Source organism: Nitratireductor rhodophyticola (assembly GCF_019891355.1).
In the GTDB taxonomy this organism is placed as follows: domain Bacteria; phylum Pseudomonadota; class Alphaproteobacteria; order Rhizobiales; family Rhizobiaceae; genus Nitratireductor; species Nitratireductor rhodophyticola.
In genome coordinates this window covers 491,596-510,360 of the sequence record NZ_JAHSSF010000004.1, presented here as the reverse complement: position 1 = coordinate 510,360, position 18,765 = coordinate 491,596, and the positions used below count along the sequence as shown (strand labels likewise).

16 protein-coding genes are annotated in these 18,765 nt (G+C 62.6%); 7 read left to right on the top strand and 9 right to left on the bottom strand.

From position 1 onward, the window contains the following. The first annotated feature begins 1 nt into the window (after position 1). The 4 genes from KUG85_RS17865 to KUG85_RS17850 all read left to right on the top strand — a co-directional run bounded on the left by KUG85_RS17865 (position 2) and on the right by KUG85_RS17850 (position 5,081). Entirely contained in the window at positions 2 to 1,225 is a 1,224-nt protein-coding gene (locus tag KUG85_RS17865; RefSeq protein ID WP_223006286.1) for a glycosyltransferase family protein, read from the top strand. Positions 1,226 to 1,399: 174 nt separating this feature from the next. Continuing rightward, positions 1,400 to 2,413: a cell division protein FtsZ gene (gene ftsZ / locus KUG85_RS17860; protein ID WP_065815887.1), complete on the top strand. Its 1,014-nt coding sequence runs from the start codon at positions 1,400 to 1,402 to the stop codon at positions 2,411 to 2,413. Positions 2,414 to 2,641: 228 nt separating this feature from the next. Further along, positions 2,642 to 3,892, top strand: coding sequence for a glycoside hydrolase family 5 protein (locus KUG85_RS17855; RefSeq protein ID WP_223006285.1), 1,251 nt, complete (start codon positions 2,642 to 2,644; stop codon positions 3,890 to 3,892). A 25-nt stretch (positions 3,893 to 3,917) separates the two neighbouring features. Continuing rightward, positions 3,918 to 5,081, top strand: coding sequence for a Gfo/Idh/MocA family protein (locus KUG85_RS17850; protein ID WP_223006284.1), 1,164 nt, complete (start codon positions 3,918 to 3,920; stop codon positions 5,079 to 5,081). 4 nt (positions 5,082 to 5,085) lie between these two features. Here KUG85_RS17850 and KUG85_RS17845 read toward each other — a convergent pair whose 3' ends face one another. Together KUG85_RS17845 and KUG85_RS17840 are read right to left on the bottom strand one after the other, a co-directional pair. Then, complete coding sequence (locus KUG85_RS17845; RefSeq protein ID WP_223006283.1) at positions 5,086 to 6,156, bottom strand: Gfo/Idh/MocA family protein; 1,071 nt, start codon at positions 6,154 to 6,156, stop codon at positions 5,086 to 5,088. A 77-nt stretch (positions 6,157 to 6,233) separates the two neighbouring features. Next, positions 6,234 to 6,671 (bottom strand): Lrp/AsnC family transcriptional regulator, encoded by a 438-nt coding sequence (locus KUG85_RS17840; RefSeq protein ID WP_223006282.1) that lies wholly within the window; start codon positions 6,669 to 6,671, stop codon positions 6,234 to 6,236. Between the two features lie 130 nt (positions 6,672 to 6,801). On the opposite strand from KUG85_RS17840, the gene rocF reads away from it, so the two are divergent. Beyond that, positions 6,802 to 7,722 carry an arginase gene (gene rocF / locus KUG85_RS17835; protein ID WP_223006281.1) on the top strand — a complete coding sequence of 307 codons (921 nt, stop codon included), beginning with the start codon at positions 6,802 to 6,804 and terminating at the stop codon, positions 7,720 to 7,722. 2 nt (positions 7,723 to 7,724) lie between these two features. Beyond that, the gene (locus KUG85_RS17830) at positions 7,725 to 8,810 is read left to right on the top strand and encodes an ornithine cyclodeaminase (protein WP_223006280.1); all 1,086 of its coding nucleotides are present in this window, start codon (positions 7,725 to 7,727) and stop codon (positions 8,808 to 8,810) included. Here KUG85_RS17830 and nadE read toward each other — a convergent pair whose 3' ends face one another. The 5 genes from nadE to KUG85_RS17805 all read right to left on the bottom strand — a co-directional run bounded on the left by nadE (position 8,811) and on the right by KUG85_RS17805 (position 14,776). Continuing rightward, entirely contained in the window at positions 8,811 to 9,803 is a 993-nt protein-coding gene (gene nadE / locus KUG85_RS17825) for an NAD(+) synthase (RefSeq protein ID WP_223006279.1), read from the bottom strand. After that, the gene (locus KUG85_RS17820; RefSeq protein ID WP_223006278.1) at positions 9,800 to 11,341 is read right to left on the bottom strand and encodes a class I adenylate-forming enzyme family protein; all 1,542 of its coding nucleotides are present in this window, start codon (positions 11,339 to 11,341) and stop codon (positions 9,800 to 9,802) included. Before KUG85_RS17820 ends, nadE begins: the two co-directional genes overlap by 4 nt. A 10-nt stretch (positions 11,342 to 11,351) precedes the next feature. After that, positions 11,352 to 11,630: an acyl carrier protein gene (locus KUG85_RS17815; RefSeq protein ID WP_065815880.1), complete on the bottom strand. Its 279-nt coding sequence runs from the start codon at positions 11,628 to 11,630 to the stop codon at positions 11,352 to 11,354. A 17-nt stretch (positions 11,631 to 11,647) separates the two neighbouring features. Beyond that, positions 11,648 to 13,594: an asparagine synthase (glutamine-hydrolyzing) gene (asnB, locus tag KUG85_RS17810; RefSeq protein WP_223006277.1), complete on the bottom strand. Its 1,947-nt coding sequence runs from the start codon at positions 13,592 to 13,594 to the stop codon at positions 11,648 to 11,650. A gap of 72 nt (positions 13,595 to 13,666) precedes the next feature. Next, complete coding sequence (locus KUG85_RS17805; protein ID WP_255606468.1) at positions 13,667 to 14,776, bottom strand: hypothetical protein; 1,110 nt, start codon at positions 14,774 to 14,776, stop codon at positions 13,667 to 13,669. 182 nt (positions 14,777 to 14,958) lie between these two features. Between KUG85_RS17805 and KUG85_RS17800 the strand changes: the two genes are divergently transcribed. After that, positions 14,959 to 15,852, top strand: coding sequence for a LysR family transcriptional regulator (locus KUG85_RS17800; protein ID WP_065815878.1), 894 nt, complete (start codon positions 14,959 to 14,961; stop codon positions 15,850 to 15,852). Positions 15,853 to 15,867: 15 nt separating this feature from the next. Here the strand turns inward: KUG85_RS17800 and KUG85_RS17795 are convergent, their stop codons facing one another. Both KUG85_RS17795 and KUG85_RS17790 read right to left on the bottom strand, forming a co-directional pair. Continuing rightward, a complete protein-coding gene (locus KUG85_RS17795) occupies positions 15,868 to 17,316 on the bottom strand; it encodes an N-acyl-D-amino-acid deacylase family protein (protein ID WP_223006276.1) in 1,449 nt (482 codons plus the stop codon). Between the two features lie 27 nt (positions 17,317 to 17,343). Next, positions 17,344 to 18,744: an amidase gene (locus tag KUG85_RS17790; protein ID WP_223006275.1), complete on the bottom strand. Its 1,401-nt coding sequence runs from the start codon at positions 18,742 to 18,744 to the stop codon at positions 17,344 to 17,346. Between the last annotated feature and the right edge of the window lie 21 nt (positions 18,745 to 18,765).

Genomic DNA, 18,765 nt, shown 5'->3' with positions numbered 1-18,765 from the left:
CATGTCGGATTTTCAGCAGAGCGGAAGCGTCGCCACGCTGCACAATCTGGGCACCATTGCACCCGAAGAGATGGAGCGACAGCTCAACCTCTTCGCCGGCCGCCGCAAGATCACGCTCATCCTGCCCTCGCTGTTTTCGGAGCTTGAAGCCCCGGCGCTTGGCAAGATCGTCGATGAGCTTTGCCAGGTGGATTACATCAATCACATCGTCATAGGTCTGGACCGCGCAGACGAAGAGCAATTTCGCTTCGCCCGGGATTATTTCTCCCGTTTGCCGCAAAAGCACTCGATCCTGTGGAATGACGGTCCGCGCCTCAAAGCTGTTCAGGAGCGCCTCGCCTCTCTTGGGCTCGCGCCGGAAGAGCCCGGCAAGGGGCGCAATGTCTGGTATTGCATGGGCTACACGATTGCCTGCCAGGATAGCGACGTGGTCGCCCTGCATGATTGCGACATCACCACCTATTCGCGCGAAATGCTCATGCGGCTTGTCTACCCGCTGGCAAATCCCTCCTTTCCCTATCAGTTCTGCAAGGGATATTATCCCCGTATCGCCGATGGGAAACTGAACGGCCGGGTTAGCCGGCTGTTGATAGCGCCGCTTTTGCAGGCGTTGCAGCGCACCTTCGGCCACAGCGATTATGTCGAATATCTGCAGGCTTTCCGCTATCCGCTGGCGGGCGAGTTCGCCATGCGCACGTCCATCCTCCCGGACATCCGCATTCCCTCCGACTGGGGGCTGGAGATCGGCGTTCTTTCAGAAGTCTGGCGCAATCTCGGTCGCCACTCGGTCTGCCAGGTGGATATCTGCGACCGCTACGACCACAAGCACCAGCCGCTGTCGGCAGAAGATGCCGCACGCGGGCTTTCGCGCATGTCGATTGACATTTCCAAGGCGATTTTCCGCAAGCTGGCAACCGACGGCATGGTGTTCAGCCAGGAGCATTTCAGGACCCTCAAGGCCACCTACTACCGGCTCGCTCTCGATCTTATCGAGCGTTATTACAACGACGCCATCATGAACGGCCTGCATGTGGATCGCCACAAGGAAGAGAAGGCTGTGGAACTCTTTGCCGCGAATATCGTGGAGGCGGGGCACACCTTTCTGGAGCACCCGATGGAAACGCCTTTCATCGCCAATTGGAGCCGTGTGCAGTCGGCTGATCCGGATGTTTTGAGGCTCCTGCGCGAAAGCGTCATTGCCGACAATGCGGGCAGCCCGTCATGACTCCGCTTGCCGGGGATTACAAAGCGTCATCAGATTTGTAGTCGAGCCGTATTGTGGCGGCATTCGAGATGTAGCGCGCACTTGAACAAGCGTGCGCACTCTGATTCCCTGATGCGGACGCGCGGGCGGAGCGATTCGTTTTCGCCGCCTGCCCCCAGGAAGGACCAAGGCCCAATGACGGACGAAAAGAAGCCCGAAATCTCTGAAATGCGCCCCAAGATCACCATCGTTGGTGTCGGTGGCGGTGGCGGCAACGCCGTCAACAACATGATCGCGCAAAATTTGCAGGGCGTGGACTTCATCGCCGCCAACACCGATGCGCAGGCACTCACCATGTCGAAGGCCGAGCGCCTCATTCAGCTTGGCGCGAACTCGACCGAGGGGCTCGGTGCCGGTTCGCTACCGGAGATCGGTCAGGCCGCCGCCGAAGAGACCATCGACGAGATCATGGATCACCTTTCGGGCACGCATATGTGCTTCGTCACGGCCGGCATGGGCGGAGGCACGGGCACGGGTGCCGCGCCGATCATTGCCGCCGCGGCCCGCAATGCCGGCATCCTGACCGTCGCCGTGGTGACCAAGCCGTTCACCTTCGAGGGCAATCGCCGCATGGCCATTGCCGAGCAGGGGATAGAACTTCTGCGGCAGGCGGCCGATACGGTCATTGTCATTCCCAACCAGAATCTTTTCCGCATCGCCGACGCCAAGACCACCTTTGCCGAAGCGTTCGAACTGGCCGACAAGGTTCTTTATTCGGGTGTTCGCTGCATCACCGATCTGATCGTCAAGGAAGGCCTGATCAATCTCGACTTCGCCGATGTGCGTTCGGTCATGCGCGACATGGGTCGCGCCATGATGGGCACGGGCGAGGCGACGGGCGATGCCCGCGCGATGAAGGCGGCTGAAGCCGCCATCGCCAACCCGCTTCTGGACGAAGCCAACATGAAGGGCGCACGCGGCGTGCTGGTCTCGATTTCCGGCGGCCGCGACATGACGCTGTTCGAGGTGGACGAAGCCGCCACCCGCATCCGCGAGGAAGTCGGCGACGATGCCGAGATCATCGTCGGCGCCATTTTCGATGACAAGCTGGAGGGTGTCTTCCGCGTCTCCGTCGTCGCGGCGGGGCTGGCAAGCGAGACGGATGCGCAGGCTGGAGAGAGCGGTCACGCCGAGGCACTGCGCGCCTAGATGACGCGACGATTTTCCGGGCGGCGCAGAGCCGCCCGAATTTCGGAATTTGACCGGTTTTCCGTCATTCCAGAGCGAATTTCAGAATTTCAAACCGGAATTTCCCAAATTTATAAAGGCGCCCTGAAACACGGGTTGCCGGCGTCCATCACCATGTTTCGTTAATCCGCGGCTGGTATCCGAAAGGTGCGGTATTTGCCGCTCGGATGAAGAAACGGGGGCCGCTGAATGGCGAGCAGAACGGCATGGCTGAAGCGCGCACTGGCAGCGGCCAGTCTTCTGGCGCTGGCCTGCGGACCGCTCGAGGCAGCGACATTCGCACCTGAGCGCGGTCTCAATCTCGATCTGTGGGATACCTGGCCGAACGAGGCGGAGTGGTCGCGCGACGGCGTGCTCCTGCCATATCCAGAATGGCGTCGCAGGCTGGATGCGGAAGATCTGGCACTTCTGAAAAATGTTGGATTCGATTTCCTGCGCATGCCGGTCGATCCCATTCCATTTCTCTCTCCGAAGGCAGACCATTTGCGCGAGCGCCTTCTGACGTCGGTTCTGGAGGGCGTGCGCACCATCAACGCCGCCGGGCTGAAGGCGATCGTCGATCTTCACCCCATCCCGCGCGGTGCCGACCGGTTTGCAGGGGTGGAAGAGCTTCTGCGCGACGGTGCGCTGTTCGAGCGCTATCTGGATCTCGTGCGTGACATGGGCCGTACGCTGGCCGCAGAGGACCCCGAGCGCGTTGCCTTCGAACTGATGAATGAGCCCGTGACGGGCTGCGAAGGCGCGGAGGGTGCAGCCTGGGACGATCAGCTTGGCCAGCTTTTCGCAGCGGCCCGATCTTCTGCGCCGCGCACCACGCTCATTCTGTCCGGTGCGTGCTGGGGATCGGCCAGCGGGCTTGCCGCACTCAACCCCAACACCATTCCGGACGAGAACATTCTGTGGGGGTTTCATTCCTATGATCCCTTCATCCTGACCACGCAGGGCGCCCTCTGGGCGGGCGACTTCATTCGCTATGTGACGGGCATTCCTTATCCTCCCTACGAGCACAAGGCCGAGCTGGAAGCCGCGGTTTCAAAGGCGCGCGCGCGTATTCGCGCTGACGCACCCTTTATGCGTCGCTCGGGCATGCTTGATTATCTGGATGAGCAGATCGCGGGCATCGACACGGAGGAGGAACTGGATGCGCAGATGGACGCGCCCTTCAAGACGGTGGCGGACTGGGCTGCGCGATATGGCGTCGATCCGCAGAACATCCTGCTCGGCGAGTTCGGCATGATCCGCCAGGAATACGGGAATCCCGACGTGATCCCCGGCGCGTGGCGCGCAGCCTATATTCGAGACATGATCGAAAAGGCAGAGCAACGCGGTTTTGCCTGGTCCATCTGGGGCTATGGCGGGGCTTTCGGCATTGTCGAGGAATTTGGCGGCAATCCTGCCGAGAACGATGTGCTGCGCATGATCCGCTCACTGAAGAAGTAAGGTCAGGACCTGTTTGAGGCTTCCAATGACGAAAATCGCTTTTGTCGGCACGGGCTTTGTTGCCGACTATTACATGACGACGCTCCAGAACCACCCCGGTCTCCAACTGGCGGGTGTGTGGGACCGTGACGCTGCAAGGCTCAGCCAGTTCTGCGATTTTCATGGTGCGCGTCCCTATGCGGACATGCAGTCCCTTCTCGATGACGGGGATGCCCGGATCGTCGTCAATCTGACAAACCCGGAGAGCCATTACGCGGTCAACAGGGCGTCTCTCGAAGCCGGCAAGCATGTTTATTGCGAGAAGCCGCTGGCCATGAATGTCGATGAAGCGGAAGCGCTGACGAAGCTTGCCGCCGAACGCAGCCTGACCGTCTGCTGCGCCCCCGCCAATGCGCTCAGCGCCGCGCACGAGGCTTTTGTCCGCCTCATGGCCAAAGGTGAGATCGGCCGCCCTCGCCTCGTCTATGCCGAGATGGAGGACGGCCCCGTCTTCCGTGCCGACTGGCAGAACTGGCGAAGCCGTTCGGGCGCGCGCTGGCCCGGTGCGGAAGAGTTCAAGATCGGCTGCACGCTGGAGCATGCAGGCTATGCACTGAGCTGGCTGGTCGATCTCTTTGGCCCGGTTGTGCATCTTTCAGCGTCCTCTGCGCTGTGCTTTCCGGACAAGGGTGTCGGGGGGGACGAGGTGCTCGCACCCGATTTTTCCGTAGGTCTCCTGACCTTCGAGAGCGGCGTCAGGGCGCGGCTGACCTGCGGGCTCGCCGCACCGCGCGATCGCTCGCTCACCGTGCTCGGAGACAGGGGCAGTCTGATCCTGCGCGATCTCTGGGATGACAATTCGCCTATTCATCTGTCCGCGCCGGGACGTGAAAGGTCTTTTCTGGAACGGGCGCTGAACGCAATCGAACATCGAATCGGCCGAACCCTGCCGGTAAGCGTTTTTCCGGGAAAGCGGGTGTCCAGCCATAGGACAGGCAGGAAGAAGACGCTGCCGTCCTATCCTTCGCAGATCGACTTCATGCGCGGTATTGCAGAGCAGGCTAGCGCGCTCGAGGATGGAACCACACCCTTCTTTTCGGGAGATGTGGCGTTGCACCTGACCGAGCTGGTTCTCGCGCTCAATGCCGGAGAACACGACTACACGCCGAAGACCCGTTTCGATTTCAGCCCGCGCTGGGGCGAAGGCTGACAGGTCAGGTCAGACGATTGGCCTCGTCGAGAACGGTTTCCACGATCTCCAGAGTGCGCGCACTGTCCAGCGGGGACATGAGGCGATGATGGGTGTTGCCCAAACGCATGGCTTCTGAAGCAGCTTCAATTTCAAAGCCCAGACCATACCCTGCATAGGGAAAAACATGTTGCCGGATTCCCGGTAATGGCAGGCGGGTGGCGAGTTTGCGGATCGTACGCGACAGGGCGGAACGACCCGGAAACGCCGCGAGCCTTGCGGCAAGTCCGTTTGAGCATTGCAGAACGGCCCGTGCCGCGATGAACGGGGCGGGAAGCAACAGAGTGCCTCTGCTGCCTTCGATGATGAAGCAGTTTTCGCCCTCGTGATCGAACGCGCAGGAGAGATGCGCCTTCACGTCGCCAGAGAAGTTGAGGGTCAGGGATGCCGACATATCGACACCTGTCGGCGCTGCGCGCCATTCTCCCGCAACTTCAATGGGTTCACCCATCAGAAGCCGGGCAAGCGAGATGCCATACACCCCTAGATCCAGCATCGCGCCGCCGCCATGCTCTTTCGCGTAGAAGCGGCTTTCGGGATCATAGGGGTGGTGGAAGGCGAGGCTTCCGCGCAGGCGTGTGATTTCTCCGATTGCGCCTTCTTCGATCAGGGACCTGGTTTTGGCGATGGCCGGCAGGAAGCGTGTCCACATCGCCTCCATCAGAAAAACACCCTGTTCCGCAGCGAGCGTGGCCAGGCGGACGGCCTGCGCGCTCGTGGTGACAAGCGGTTTTTCCATCAAAACACCCTTGCCACTCTCGATGGCCGCGCCGGCGAGGGGGAAGTGCGTGTCATTGGGCGTGGCGATATAGACGGCGTCCACCGCACTGTCACTCAGCAGGTCCGTGTGCGTGGTGTGGGCCGTCACGTGGTCGCCGTAGCGTGCAGCGAAGGCCTTTGCCTTGTCTGCGTTTCTCGAAGAAACGGCGGCAAGCTCGGCGCCCTCCGACAGGCGCAGGTCTTCGGCGAACTGCCCGGCCATGGTTCCCGTGCCGACAATTCCCCAGCGAATGGGTTCGGAGCTTCTGTCTGGCATCGTGGTTCGCTCGTCGGTTTGCGGTGGGGCAGGGCCTCAGGCTAGGGGCTTCAGGTTAACGCAGCCATAAATGGCGCTCACAGTCTGGCGCGGGTGCTGTGGGGGGTGGCCAGAAGCAGGCTTGTTTCGCTGTTCATGATGCCGGGAATGAGGCGGATGCGGCGCAGCACCGCGTCGAGATCGGTCAGCGTCGTCGCGCCGAGCTCCACCACGATGTCCCAGCGGCCATTCGTGGTGTGGACGGCGGAAACTTCCGGAAAACCCTCAAGCGCGTGGATCACCCGGTCGGCGGAACGCCCTTCGATCTCCACCATGGTGATGCCGCGCACGGGCGCTTCCACCGTGTCTGCCCGCAGGATGACCGTGTATCCGACAATGTGCCCGGCGTTCTCCAGCCGCTCCATGCGCGCGCGCACCGTGGCGCGCGACACGCCCAGATCCATCGCCAGATCCGAGATGCTGCGGCGCGCATCATGGCGCAGAAGGGTGATCAGACGTTCGTCGAGTTCATCCATGATTGTTCAAAATGAAATCCATAATTAGCAAAATGATAAATGCTTATGGAATTTTTGGCAATTTGGTTTGTTCATTCTGCCGGTGATCCGGGGTCGAATAATGGGAACTGTTCGATGGGTCGGTGGCGCTATGCATTGCAAGATCTTGGGTATTCCGGTGCAGGATGGCGCCGGGCGCATGGGATGCGAAATGGGACCGAGCGCCTTGCGCACGGCCGGTCTCGTGGCGGCGCTTGGCGAGCTTGGCCATCAGGTTTCCGATCTCGGAACCGTTGTTCCAAAGCCGCAGGATGTGAAGCCGCATGACAACCCCGCGCTGAAGGCGCTGCCGGAGATCGTCGCCTGGACGGATGCGATCAGCGAGGCGGCTTATGCCGCGGGCGAAGACGGCATGCCAATCTTTCTTGGCGGCGACCACAGCATGGCGGCGGGCACCCTTGCCGGGATGGCGCGCCGGGCGGCGGAAGCCGACAGGCCGCTTTTCGTTCTGTGGCTTGATGCGCATCCGGATTTTCACACGCTCGACACCACCGCCAGCGGCAATCTGCATGGCGTGCCGCTCGCCTATGCCAGCGGGCAGGCGGGTTTCGACGGCTTCTTTCCGCGCCTTCACACACCGATCGATCCCACGCGCATCTGCGCGCTTGGCCTGCGCAGTGTGGACCCGGCAGAGCACACGGCGCTGCGCGGGGCGGGCGTAACCGTTCATGACATGCGCGCCATCGATGAGCATGGGATAGCGCCGCTGCTGCGCGCTTTTCTCGAGCGGGTGGCCGCCGAGGGCGGACGCCTGCATGTGAGCCTCGACGTGGACTTTCTCGATCCCGCCATTGCGCCGGCGGTGGGCACCACCGTGCCCGGCGGCGCAACCTTCCGCGAGGCGCATCTGGCGATGGAGATGCTGCATGACAGCGGCCTCGTCACCAGCCTTGACCTCGTGGAACTCAACCCTTTTCTCGATGAGCGCGGTCGCACGGCGACCCTGCTTGTTGACCTCACAGCCAGTCTGCTTGGCCGGCGCATCATGGATCGGCCTACCAGGAGCCATTGACGATGACCTACACCCCTTCGATCGACAAGCTGAACCTCGTTCCCTTCGTCAGTGTGCATCACATGATGGAGCTGGTGCTGGAAATCGGCGTGGAGCGCTTTCTGGCGGAGCTGACGGATTACATCGAGGAAGATTTCCTCCGCTGGGAGGATTTCGACAAGACGCCGCGTGTGGCCGCGCACAGCCGCGAAGGCGTGATCGAGCTGATGCCGACGAGCGATGGCAAGCATTACGGCTTCAAATATGTGAACGGTCATCCCAAGAATACCCGCGAGGGTCGGCAGACGGTGACGGCATTCGGAGTCTATGCCGATGTGGGCAATGGCTATCCGCTGCTGATCACGGAAATGACGATCCTGACGGCGCTGCGCACGGCGGCGACATCTGCTCTGGCGGCGAAATATCTTGCGCCAGAGGGCTCGCGCACCATGGCGCTCATTGGCAATGGCGCGCAGTCCGAGTTTCAGGCGATGGCCTTCAAGGCGGCACTCGGCGTCGACCGGCTGCGGCTCTATGACATCGATGGCGGCGCGACGGAAAAGTGCCTGCGCAATCTCTCAGGGCTGGGCTTCGAGCTGACCGCCTGCAAGACGCCGGAAGAGGCGGTGGAGGGCGCGGACATCATCACCACCGCAACCGCCGACAAGCAATATGCGACGATCCTGACGGACAACATGGTCGGCTCCGGCGTGCACATCAACGCGGTGGGCGGCGATTGCCCCGGCAAGACCGAGCTGCATCGCGACATTCTCACCCGCTCCGACATTTTCGTGGAATATCCGCCGCAGACGCGCATCGAGGGCGAGATCCAGCAGCTTGCGGAAGATCATCCGGTGGAAGAGCTGTGGCAGGTGATCGCCGGAAAGGTGAAGGGGCGTCGCGATGCGCGCCAGATCACGCTGTTCGATTCCGTCGGCTTCGCGACGGAGGATTTCTCGGCGCTGCGCTATGTCTATGACCGCGTGCGCGAGACCGATCACTTCATCGAGCTCGACCTTCTGGCCGACCCCGATGAGCCGCGCGATCTCTTCGGCATGCTTCTGCGTTTCCCCGGCTCTTCGCTGCTCGCGGCCAAGAAGGCTGGCTGATCAGGGGGCGGTGATCTCCTCGACCGTCTGCGGCGGCAGGTGCAGATAGTGGGCGACCTTGCGTTTTGCGGCAATGTCGCGCCACACAAGCCCCACCTGCCGCTCGCTGAGGCCGGTGGCGCAGGCGACCTTCTTGGCGGGAATGGCGTGGTCGAGCCCGTAGAGGCACAGATCCATCTCGCGATAGGGGAGCGCGAAATAGAACTCCTCCTGTGACTGGGCGAGCGAATAGGTGTCTGTCGTGGGCATGCGGCGGCGGATTTCGGCGGGCACGCCGAGATATTTCGCGAGCTGGTAGACCTGCGACTTGTAGAGGTGGGCGATGGGCTTCACATCGGCTGCGCCATCGCCATTTTTCACGAAGAAACCCTGATCATATTCCAGCCGGTTGGGCGTGCCGATGACCGCATAGTTCAGCCGGTCGGCATGGTAATATTCGAGCTGTTTGCGGGTGCGCTGCTTCATGTTGGTGGCGGCGACGATGCCGAGATAGACTTCTGGCGGGAGCCGGTGCTTCTCGACGGTGCCGTCGGGCCGCCGCACCACCAGATAGGAGATGTTGTAGGCTTTTGTGGTGAGCGCATTGGCGATGGCGATCTTCATCGACCAGCCTGCGCCATAGTCCGGCACGACCTGGCGAATGAAGGCGTCGCGGCGCTCATAGCAGCCCATGGCGGCGAGCGACGGGCCGATATCCTCGATCACGCTGGAGAGACCGAAAGTGGTTGCGACTTCCTGGCCGAGCCGCAGGCTCTCCGGGTCGGAATCATATTCCGGCATGAACAGGCAGAAGACGCGGTCTGGCCCGAGCGCACGGGCGGCAAGCGCCGCGCAGACGCTGGAATCGATGCCGCCGGACAGGCCGAGCACTAATCCCCGCTTGCGCAGTCTGCTGCGCAGCTGCGTGCGCAGCGCGGTGACGATGCGCTGGCTCTCGGCGGCGGGATCGATCTTCAGATCGTCGATGGAAAAGCTGATGTTCATGTCGTTCATGATGCTTTCAGGGCCTCCATGGCGGCGAGGCGGCGGCTGGGTTTTCCGTTTGCCGTTTTCGGCAGTTCCGCCCGGAAAATGAATGACTTCGGGACCATCGTGTCCGGTAAGCGGTGCTTGCAGTGCCGGGCGAGCATGCGCTCGGTGAGGCCGGGATCGTCGGCAACGACGAGCGCGTCGAGCCGGTGGCCGAAGAGCGGGTCGGGCGTGGTGAAAGAAAGCGCCTCGCGCACGCCGGGACAGGCGGCCAGAACGGCGTCCACCTGTCGGGGCGAGACCTTTTCACCGCGGATCTTCACCACTTCGTCCCGGCGGCCGACGAAATGGAGGAAGCCTTCCGCATCGCGTTTGAAGAGGTCGCCCGTGTGGAGCCTCCTGCCGCTGCCATCGGGCGCATCGCGCAGCGCAAGCGCGGTTGCCTCCGGACTGTTCCAGTAGCCCTGCATGACATGTGGTCCGCGGATGACGAGTTCGCCCGTGATGCCCGCCTCGGCTTCGTTGCCGTCTTCATCGACGACAAGGGCCTCTGTGCCCGGCAGGGCCTTGCCGACGGAGGCGGGATGCCGGTCGAGATATTCCGGCGCGAGAAAGGTTGCCCGCGCGCATTCGGTGAGACCGTACATGGAGTAGATGCGCGCTGCCGGGAAAAGCGCACGCAGCGCCTGAATGTGGGTGGGTGGCAGATGGGCTGCGGCATTGGTGATGTAGCGCAGCGGCGGTAGCCGGTCGGGCTTGAACCCTTCAAGTGCGGCGAGCATGGCCGCCATGGTGGGCACGAGGGGAAACCCGGTGACGCCTTCGGCATGCGCCTTTTCCAGAACCGCATGGGGGAAGGCGAAGCTCTTTTCCAGAACGAGCGTCGCGCCGCTGCGCACGGCCACGAGGAGCTGATACAGCCCGTAGGTGAAGGAAAGCGGCAGTGCGGACAGCACCACGTCCCTGTCGTCGTTTTCCAGATAATCGGCGATCATCGCCGCTGCCGCATCGACATTGCGGTGGCTCATCATCACGCCCTTCGGCCTGCCGGATGAGCCGGAGGTATAGATCAGAAAGGCGAGATCCCGGTCGTTTTCCTGCCGGGCGGGTAAGGGCGCCTCTAAATCGAGGCAGGCGTCGAAGGCGATGGCGTCGCTGAGCGTGGCCCCCTCCGCCCGGGCGACGATGGAAAGGGGCGTGTGGCCCGCCGCAGCAATCGCCTCGTTGCACAAGCCGCCATGCCTGGCCTCGTGAATGAGGGCTTTGGGCGTGCAGTCCATTAACACGTGGGCGAGGCCCTCGGCCCTGACGCCGGGGTTGACCGGAACCACCGTCGCGCCGGCCCTGAGACCTGCAAAGATGGCGATGGCCATCTCCCGGCAGTTGTCCATGCAAAGCGCAACCCGGTCGCCGGGCTCGACCCCGTGGGCGCATAAGGCCCCGGCCAGACGGTCGGCCAGACGGTCGAAATCGGCGTAGCTTAACCGGTCCGGCCCCGTGATAAGCGCGGTGGCGGAGGGGGCAAGCCCTGCACGGTCTTTCAGTAAGGTCTCAACGCGCATTGCGTCGCTCCTATGCGCCGGCTGGCGCGGTCTCCCTGGCCTTCTTCTTGCCCGCGACAAAGGCGCTTAAGCGGGCAATCGTGTCGAAGTTTTCCGGCACGATCTCCGGGTCGGCGACATCGATGGCGAAGTGCTCCTCGAGAAACGAGACCATCTCCAGAATGCCGGTGGAATCGACAATGTCGTTCTCGATCAGAGATGCATCGTCTTCCGGGGCGTCCGCTGCATCGCCGAACAGGAAGTTCTCGATAATGAAGGCGCGGATATCGGCATTGATGGACTGGGGCATGGTGCTTCCTTTCACGGTCAGGCACGAACCGCCAGAGGTTGATCCGTTATCCGAACCGGCCTGGCGAACTGCTGGGACCAAAGCTGTGTCGACAGAATGCCGACGAATGCTGCGTTGTCTCGAAAACCGGTGAAACTATTTAGCCGGCTTTTATTATACAATCTGGCTGTTTTTTCAACGTGGAAGTTTCCGTTTTCTTCCAGCGCCGTTTTCGCGAATGCTTCTTCCACATAGGCCTGCGCGTGATCGGTGAAGGCGCTTGCCTCTGGCGCGCGATAGGGCTGTTTGGGCCGGTCGGCGATCTGTGGCGGCACGACATCGCGCATCGCTTCGCGCAGAAGATGCTTCTCCCGGAGCCCTTTGAGCTTGATGTTTGCCGGTGTCTGCGCGGCATGCATGACCAGCCGGTGGTCGAGGAAGGGAAAGCGTGTTTCGATCCCGTGCGCCATCGCCATGCGGTCGCCCTGGCTTGAGAGAATGTAGCCGGGCAGGAGAAAGCGGGTTTCCAGATACTGCGCCTGATGCAGTGGGTGCCATTCGCTGAAGGCGTCGGGCAGTGTGGCGGCGAGTTCGTCTGCCGCATCATAATCGCCGAGCGTTGCCTTGAGCGCATCGGAGAAGAAGAGCTTCGTGCCGGAAGTGCTGCGCATGCGCGGACGATGCGAGAACAGCGGATCGTTCAGATCGTCGCTGGCAACGCCGAAAAAGGCGGCGAGATAATCCGGTGTCTGGCGCTTCAGATTGGAGAGATAGGGATAGATGCGGCGGAACAGGTGCGGCCGCAATTGCGAGCCCGGCTGGCGCGCGCAGAAGCGCCGGATGCGCGCCTCCTTGAAAATGTCGTAACCGGCAAAGACCTCGTCTGCCCCTTCGCCGGAAAGGACCGCCTTGATGCCTTTCGAGCGCACCAGACCGGACAGCCGGTAGAGTGGTGCGGGACCGGTGCGCAGGATCGGCTGCTCCGTGTGGCGGATGACCTCCGGAAACACGGTGGCGATCTCATCCATGTCGCAGTCGACCGTGTGGTGCTCCGTGTCGAGCGCGCGCACCATCTCGTTCTGAAACGCGCTTTCGTCGAAGGCGGGGTCGGAAAAGGTGACGGCGAAACTGGTCAGGCCAGCGGGCGCCATGCGCTTGGCGAGTGCTGCGATGATGGAGGAATCGAGCCCGCCCGACAGGTAGGTTCCCACCTCCACATCGGCGCGCAGGCGAATGCGCGTCGCGTCTTCCAGAAGCGCACGGGTCTCCTCCGCCAGCTCTGCCTCGGTACGGTCGTGCCGGACATCGGAGAAATTCAGATCCCAGTAGCGCTGCGTGCGGGTTGCGCCATTCTCGACGATCATCCAGTGCGCCGGCGGCAGTTCGCTGACGCCCTCAAAAGCCGTGCGCGGTGGAATGGGAGCCCAGAGCGTAAAAATCTGGTCGAGCGCGAAGGGGTCGAGCCGCGCCTCCATGCCGGGAACGGTCAGGAGTGCCTTGATCTCGGACGCGAAATGGAACCGGCCCTGACGCCATGTGTGGTAAAGCGGGCGTACGCCCATGCGGTCGCGGGCGAGGAAAAGGCGCTTACGGCGCGCATCATGGATCGCGAAGGCGAAGTCGCCATTGAGCTGCGCAACGCAATCCGGCCCAAGCTCGTCATAGAGGTGCAGAATGACCTCGGTGTCGCTCGATGTGCGAAAGCGATGACCGCGGCTTTCAAGATCCCGGCGCAGTTCGACGTGATTGAAGATCTCGCCATTATAGGTGATGTGGAGCTGTCCGTCGGCGCTCGTCATGGGCTGCTGGCCGTCCGCCAGATCGACAATGGAAAGACGGCGATGGGCAAGGCCCACGTCGTCCGTCACGTGGATGCCGGCTTCGTCCGGGCCGCGATGGGCGATTGTGGCGGACATGGCCGCAAGAAGCGCTTCAGCTTCCTGCCGGTGAAGACCCGCTCCGCAATAGCCCGCTATTCCGCACATTTATAAACCACCCCTGAAGGCCATTCGGCCCTGTCTCGCTCTGGCTGCGCGTCCGCTTTTCCTGGAATTGCTCTAGTCGAAACGGTCGCCGAGAAGCCGCGTCCACGATTCTCCTGCAAAACCGTTGAAAAAAGCCTGTCCCGTGATGAACGGTTCGAGCAGCGTCTTGTCTTTCGCATGAACAATGCTGGAGGACGCATGGACGAATGCGAAGCGGCGACCGAGCATGGCGTTGATGAGGGGCGGCTGCCCGCGCCCGCGCAGAGCCACCAGCCCGCGTTCGGTCGCGTCCGCCAGCATCGCATCAATGATCGTGCCTTCCTGGCCGGGGAGCGACAGGATCTGGATCACGCGCCCGATGCCGCCCTGATTGCCGTAGTAGAGGAAGAGGCCAACCGGCTTGCCGCCGCGCGAGAGCACTATGCGGCGCACCATCGCGCCGTAATCCGCCTTGCGCTGCGATTCATCCACCATGCGTTGAAGCTCGCTCTCCGTCCATTGAGGATGCAGGGCGAAGGCGGAGACGAATTGCTGGAACAGCGACACCGTTTCAGCCGCGTCGGCGTCCTCGGTGGTGAGTGTCTTGCCCGCAAATTCCGCATCCGACACGTGGGTCCACTGGGGCGGTGCGCCCCGGCGGCGTAGAAGGGCATCGAAGGGGCGCATAAGGGGTTTTGCGATGGCGGCAGGCGCGAAAGCGGAGGCGGCCATGGCGGCGATGAAGCCGGCCGGGCGCAGGATGCGCAGCCATTCAAGACTGTAGTCGGGCAGGATCGTGCCGCGGAGCTTGCGCCACATGGTTGTGGAAACGTCGTTGGCTGTTTCGGTCAGCGAGAGATCCTGCGGGCCGGACTGGAAGGCGCGCAGGAGACGCGCGCCGGCATAGGGATCCTGTTCGTGACCATCTACCATGAAGCTGCCGCCGATGGCGCTTCTGAGGGTCTTGCCCTGATAGACGAAGGGCATGGGAAGCACGCCCATGAAACCGTTGACCGTGCCGTCTTCGCGCAGATGGACAAGTGACTGAATGTCGTCGTCGCGGTGGGGTGGGTCGAGAAAAAGCGTCTCAAGATATTCGCGCGTGCCACGCGGCGCAGGGCCGTGCCCCTTGCGCAATATGCGCTGGAACATCTCCGCAATGGCGGAAATGTCATCACGCTCCAATGGACGGATTTCACTCACGGACAATTACGCGCCCCGGTTGAATACGAATACTCTCGGGGCCAATGTGTGACCTAAAGTTGTTTATGAATTCTTTTGCGCCGGAAAGTTTTTGTGCATGGCATTCCGGTGAGCGTGTATGATTGCCGACAAGCGCAGCCACAAGACTGCGGATGGGAACATGCGAAAGCATTATCGGCTTAATGAATCTACGGCACATAGAGGTTTTTCACGCGATCCGTCTGGCCGGGTCGATCAATGCTGCGGCTGAAAGGCTGAATGTCTCGCAGCCGGCGCTCAGCCGGACGCTGAAGCACGCGGAATCGCTTCTCGGCTTCAAGCTGTTCGACCGCGTGAAGCAGCGCCTTGTGCCGACGCGCGAGGCGGAGCTTCTGTTTGCCGAAGCGGTGGATGTGCATGGCGCGCTGGAGCGTTTCCGCACGCTCGCCCGCAATCTGGGACGCAATCCCGACGATGTGCTGCGGGTGGGCTTTCTGCCGAGCCTCGGCGTGGGGCTTGCGCCGAAAGTGGTGTCGAACCTGCCCCGACACTGGGAAGGCTTCAAGATCGAACTCTTCACGCATCACTACGATGTGCTTTTGAAGCGCCTTCATGCGCTCGATCTCGATCTGGCGGTGGCGTTCAACCTTGTGGAGACGCCGGGCATCAGCTCCACCACGGTGGGTACGATGAGCCTGACCTATCTGGAGACGGACGATCCCGCCAGGCCGTTCGATCCTTCGCCGGTGCATCTGAGCGAAATCGACATGCAGTCCTTCGTTGGGCTTGAGAAGGAATCGCCCGTAGGCGTGTTCCTGAAGGCGGCATTTGACGAGCAGGGCCTGCCCTATGAGCCACGGATTTCGGTGCACACCTATTCGGTGGCGGCAGCCTGTGTCAGCCAGGGGGTGGGCTGTGCCATCGTAGACGAGTTTTCCGCACGGTTCACGCGCGGTGTGCGACTGCGCCCGCTGGTGCCCGACCTGAAATTCTCGATCACGGCGCTGACATCGGAGAATCGTGCGATCTCCAACGCCGAGGAAATGTTCATCAGGATTCTGAAATCGGCCTGTCAGGAACTGCACCGGGAAGGGTGACGCTCTTCCTGCCGGTCAGGCTTCGCCACGCGCCACGAAACGCCCGCCACGCGCGCCGGTGACCGCGCCATTGGCGAGCACTGCGACGCCATTGACGAACACATGCTCGATGCCGGCCGAAGGGCGGTCTGGCGTGTCGTAGTCGGCAAGATCCAGAACCGTGTCGGCATCGAAGGCGACGAGATCGGCATGGAAGCCTTCCTGCAGCCTTCCGCGCCGGGCGAAGCCGAAGATCTGCGCGGGCAGGGAGGTCATCTTGCGGATGGCTTCTTCCAGCGGCAGGACGCCATCTTCGCGTACATAGCGGCCAAGCACGCGGGGGAAGGTGCCCCAGAGGCGCGGATGGGCCTGCGGGCCGGGGATGCCGTCTGAGCCGATCATGGTGCGCGGATGCTGCATGATGCGGTTGATGTCTTCCGGCGACATCTGGAAATAGATGCCGCGCGCGGGCGAAAGCCTGCGGGCCGCTTCTTCCTGATCACAGCCCATTTTCTCCGCGACTTTGGAAAGCTCCAGCCCGTTGAACTCGGGATGGGCGGCGGAATCGATGACCAGAATGCGCTCCGCATGACGGGTCAGCTCCGGCAGGAGCACGGTCGAGCTTGCCTCATAGGGATAGACATCCATGGCGATGTCCTGATGGCGAAGCGCGCTGTCGATCATTGACAGTGTTTTCGCCGAGCGCCCGTAATTGTGGCGGCCGATGCATTTGTGATGCGAGATCACCACCGGGACGCCGGCGCGCCGACCGATGGCGATGGTCTCGCCGACGGATTCTTCCACCCGGTCGCGTTCATCGCGCATATGGGTGACGTAGAGCGCGCCGGGGAAGGCGGCGAGTGTCTGCGAGAGCGCCACCACCTCATCGGTCGGCGCGTGGCGGGCGACCGGGTAGGCAAGGCCGGTGCTGAGGCCCAGAACGCCTGCCTCCAGCGCTTCCTCGAGCAGAACGCGCATGGCCACGATCTGGCCTTCGGAGGCGGGCGCATCCGTGTCTTCGAGCGTCATGGCGCGCAGCGTGCCATGGCCGGCAAGCGCGGCCACATTGACGGCGACGCCGGCTGCATCCACCGCCTTGCGGTAGGCGGCAAAGGAACCGAAACGATAGTCTTCCGCCGTGCCGAGAAGGCCGAGCGGCGGCACCAGTTCCACGGGCTTTTCGTATGGTGCGAGGCTGATGCCGCAATTGCCGACGATTACGCTGGTCACGCCCTGCGTGATCTTGGGCTCCATCGCGCTGTCGTTCAGGACGGCGAGATCGTCATGGGTGTGAACGTCGATGAAGCCGGGCGCGAGGCTGAGACCGTCGAGGTCGATCGTCTCTTTTGCCTGCCAGCCGGAAACATCACCGACCGCGGCGATGCGGCCATTGCAGAGTGCCACGCCGCCGCGGATCGGTTGCCCCCCCAGGCCATCGAACAGCAAAGCGTTTGTCAAAAGCGTGTCGCAGGTGGATTGCGTCATCGGAAACTCCTTGCTGTCCGTATTGATTCAGACCGTCGTGAGGTCCGGTTGCCGGTCCGTTTTCGAGATGCGCTGTTCAAGCGCTGCGCCGAGCGCAAGCAGCGGCTCCTCGGCGAAGGCTGCGCCCATGAGCTGCACCGAGAGCGGAAGGCCCGTTTCGGTGAAGCCTGCCGGCAGCGCCAGGCCGCAGGCGCCGACATAGTTTGCCGGGCGGCCATAGGCGGCCATCGGAACCGCACTTTCGTCCACCTCCGAGACGGGGATGGCGGGGAAGGGCACCGTCGGCGTGAGCAGCGCGTCGAACGGCTTCATGAAATCGGCATAGACCGCCTTCATGCGCCTGTGGTCGGCGAGCGTCTCGATATAGTCGTTGGCGCTGACATTGGCTCCGGCGAGCACGCGCTGGCGCACATAGGGGCCGATGGGAACGCTCTCGTCGTGGATGTAATCGCGGTGAACTGCATAGGCTTCGGCGGCGATGATGCGGCCATTGCTCTCCGTCAGCTCGTTGAAGGCGAAGGGCAGGTCGGCAGGAACCAGCGTCACGCCGAGGCTGATGAGCGCTTCCTTTGCCTGATCGTAGGCGGCCTGGCTCTCGGCATCTAGCGGGATCGGGAAATCCTCTTCGCGCATCACCGCGACCCGCATGCCCTGCATGCGCAGGCCCTGCCATGCGCCGGGTTTCAGCGCCGGTGCAAGACGGGTGGCCGGATCGCTGGCGTCAGGTCCGGAAAGCGCGTCGAGCAGGAGGGCCGCGTCGGCGACGGTGCGCGTCATCGGGCCGATGGAATCGAGCGTGCTGGAAAGCGGGAAGCAGCCCTTCAGGCTGATCCGTCCATAGGTGGGTTTCAGGCCCACAATGCCGTTGAGTGCGGCGGGAATGCGCACGGAACCGCCCGTGTCGCTGCCGATGGCCGCCGGCGCAAGGCCGGCGGCAACGGCCACGCCTGAGCCGCTGGAGGAGCCTCCGGGAATGCGGTGTGTCTGCATGTCCCAGGGATTGCGCGGTGTTCCGCATATCGGATTCGTGCCCCAGCCTCCGAATGCGAATTCGACCATTGCTGCGCGGCCGATTGGAATCATGCCGGCGGCCAGCAGTTTGCGCATGACGGTGGCGTCGCTGGTTGAGCGCCGGTCTTTCCAGGCAGCGCTGCCCACCGTACAGGTTTCGTCCTGCCAGTCGACCAGGTCCTTCACGGCAATTGGCAGGCCGTGAAGCGGGCCGTAGACCACGCCAGACGCGCGCAGCTTGTCGAGCCCCTCCGCCATGGACATTGCCCGCTCGGCATCGACATGCACGAAGGCGCCGAGGGCCTTGTCATGCCTGGCGATGCGCTCCAGGAAATGTCGGGTGATGGTGCTGGACGTGAGCGAGCCTTCGCTCAGCGCTTTCGAGAGGTCCGCGAGGGACGCGAATGACGGATCCATGATGTTCTTTTCTTGAGAAAA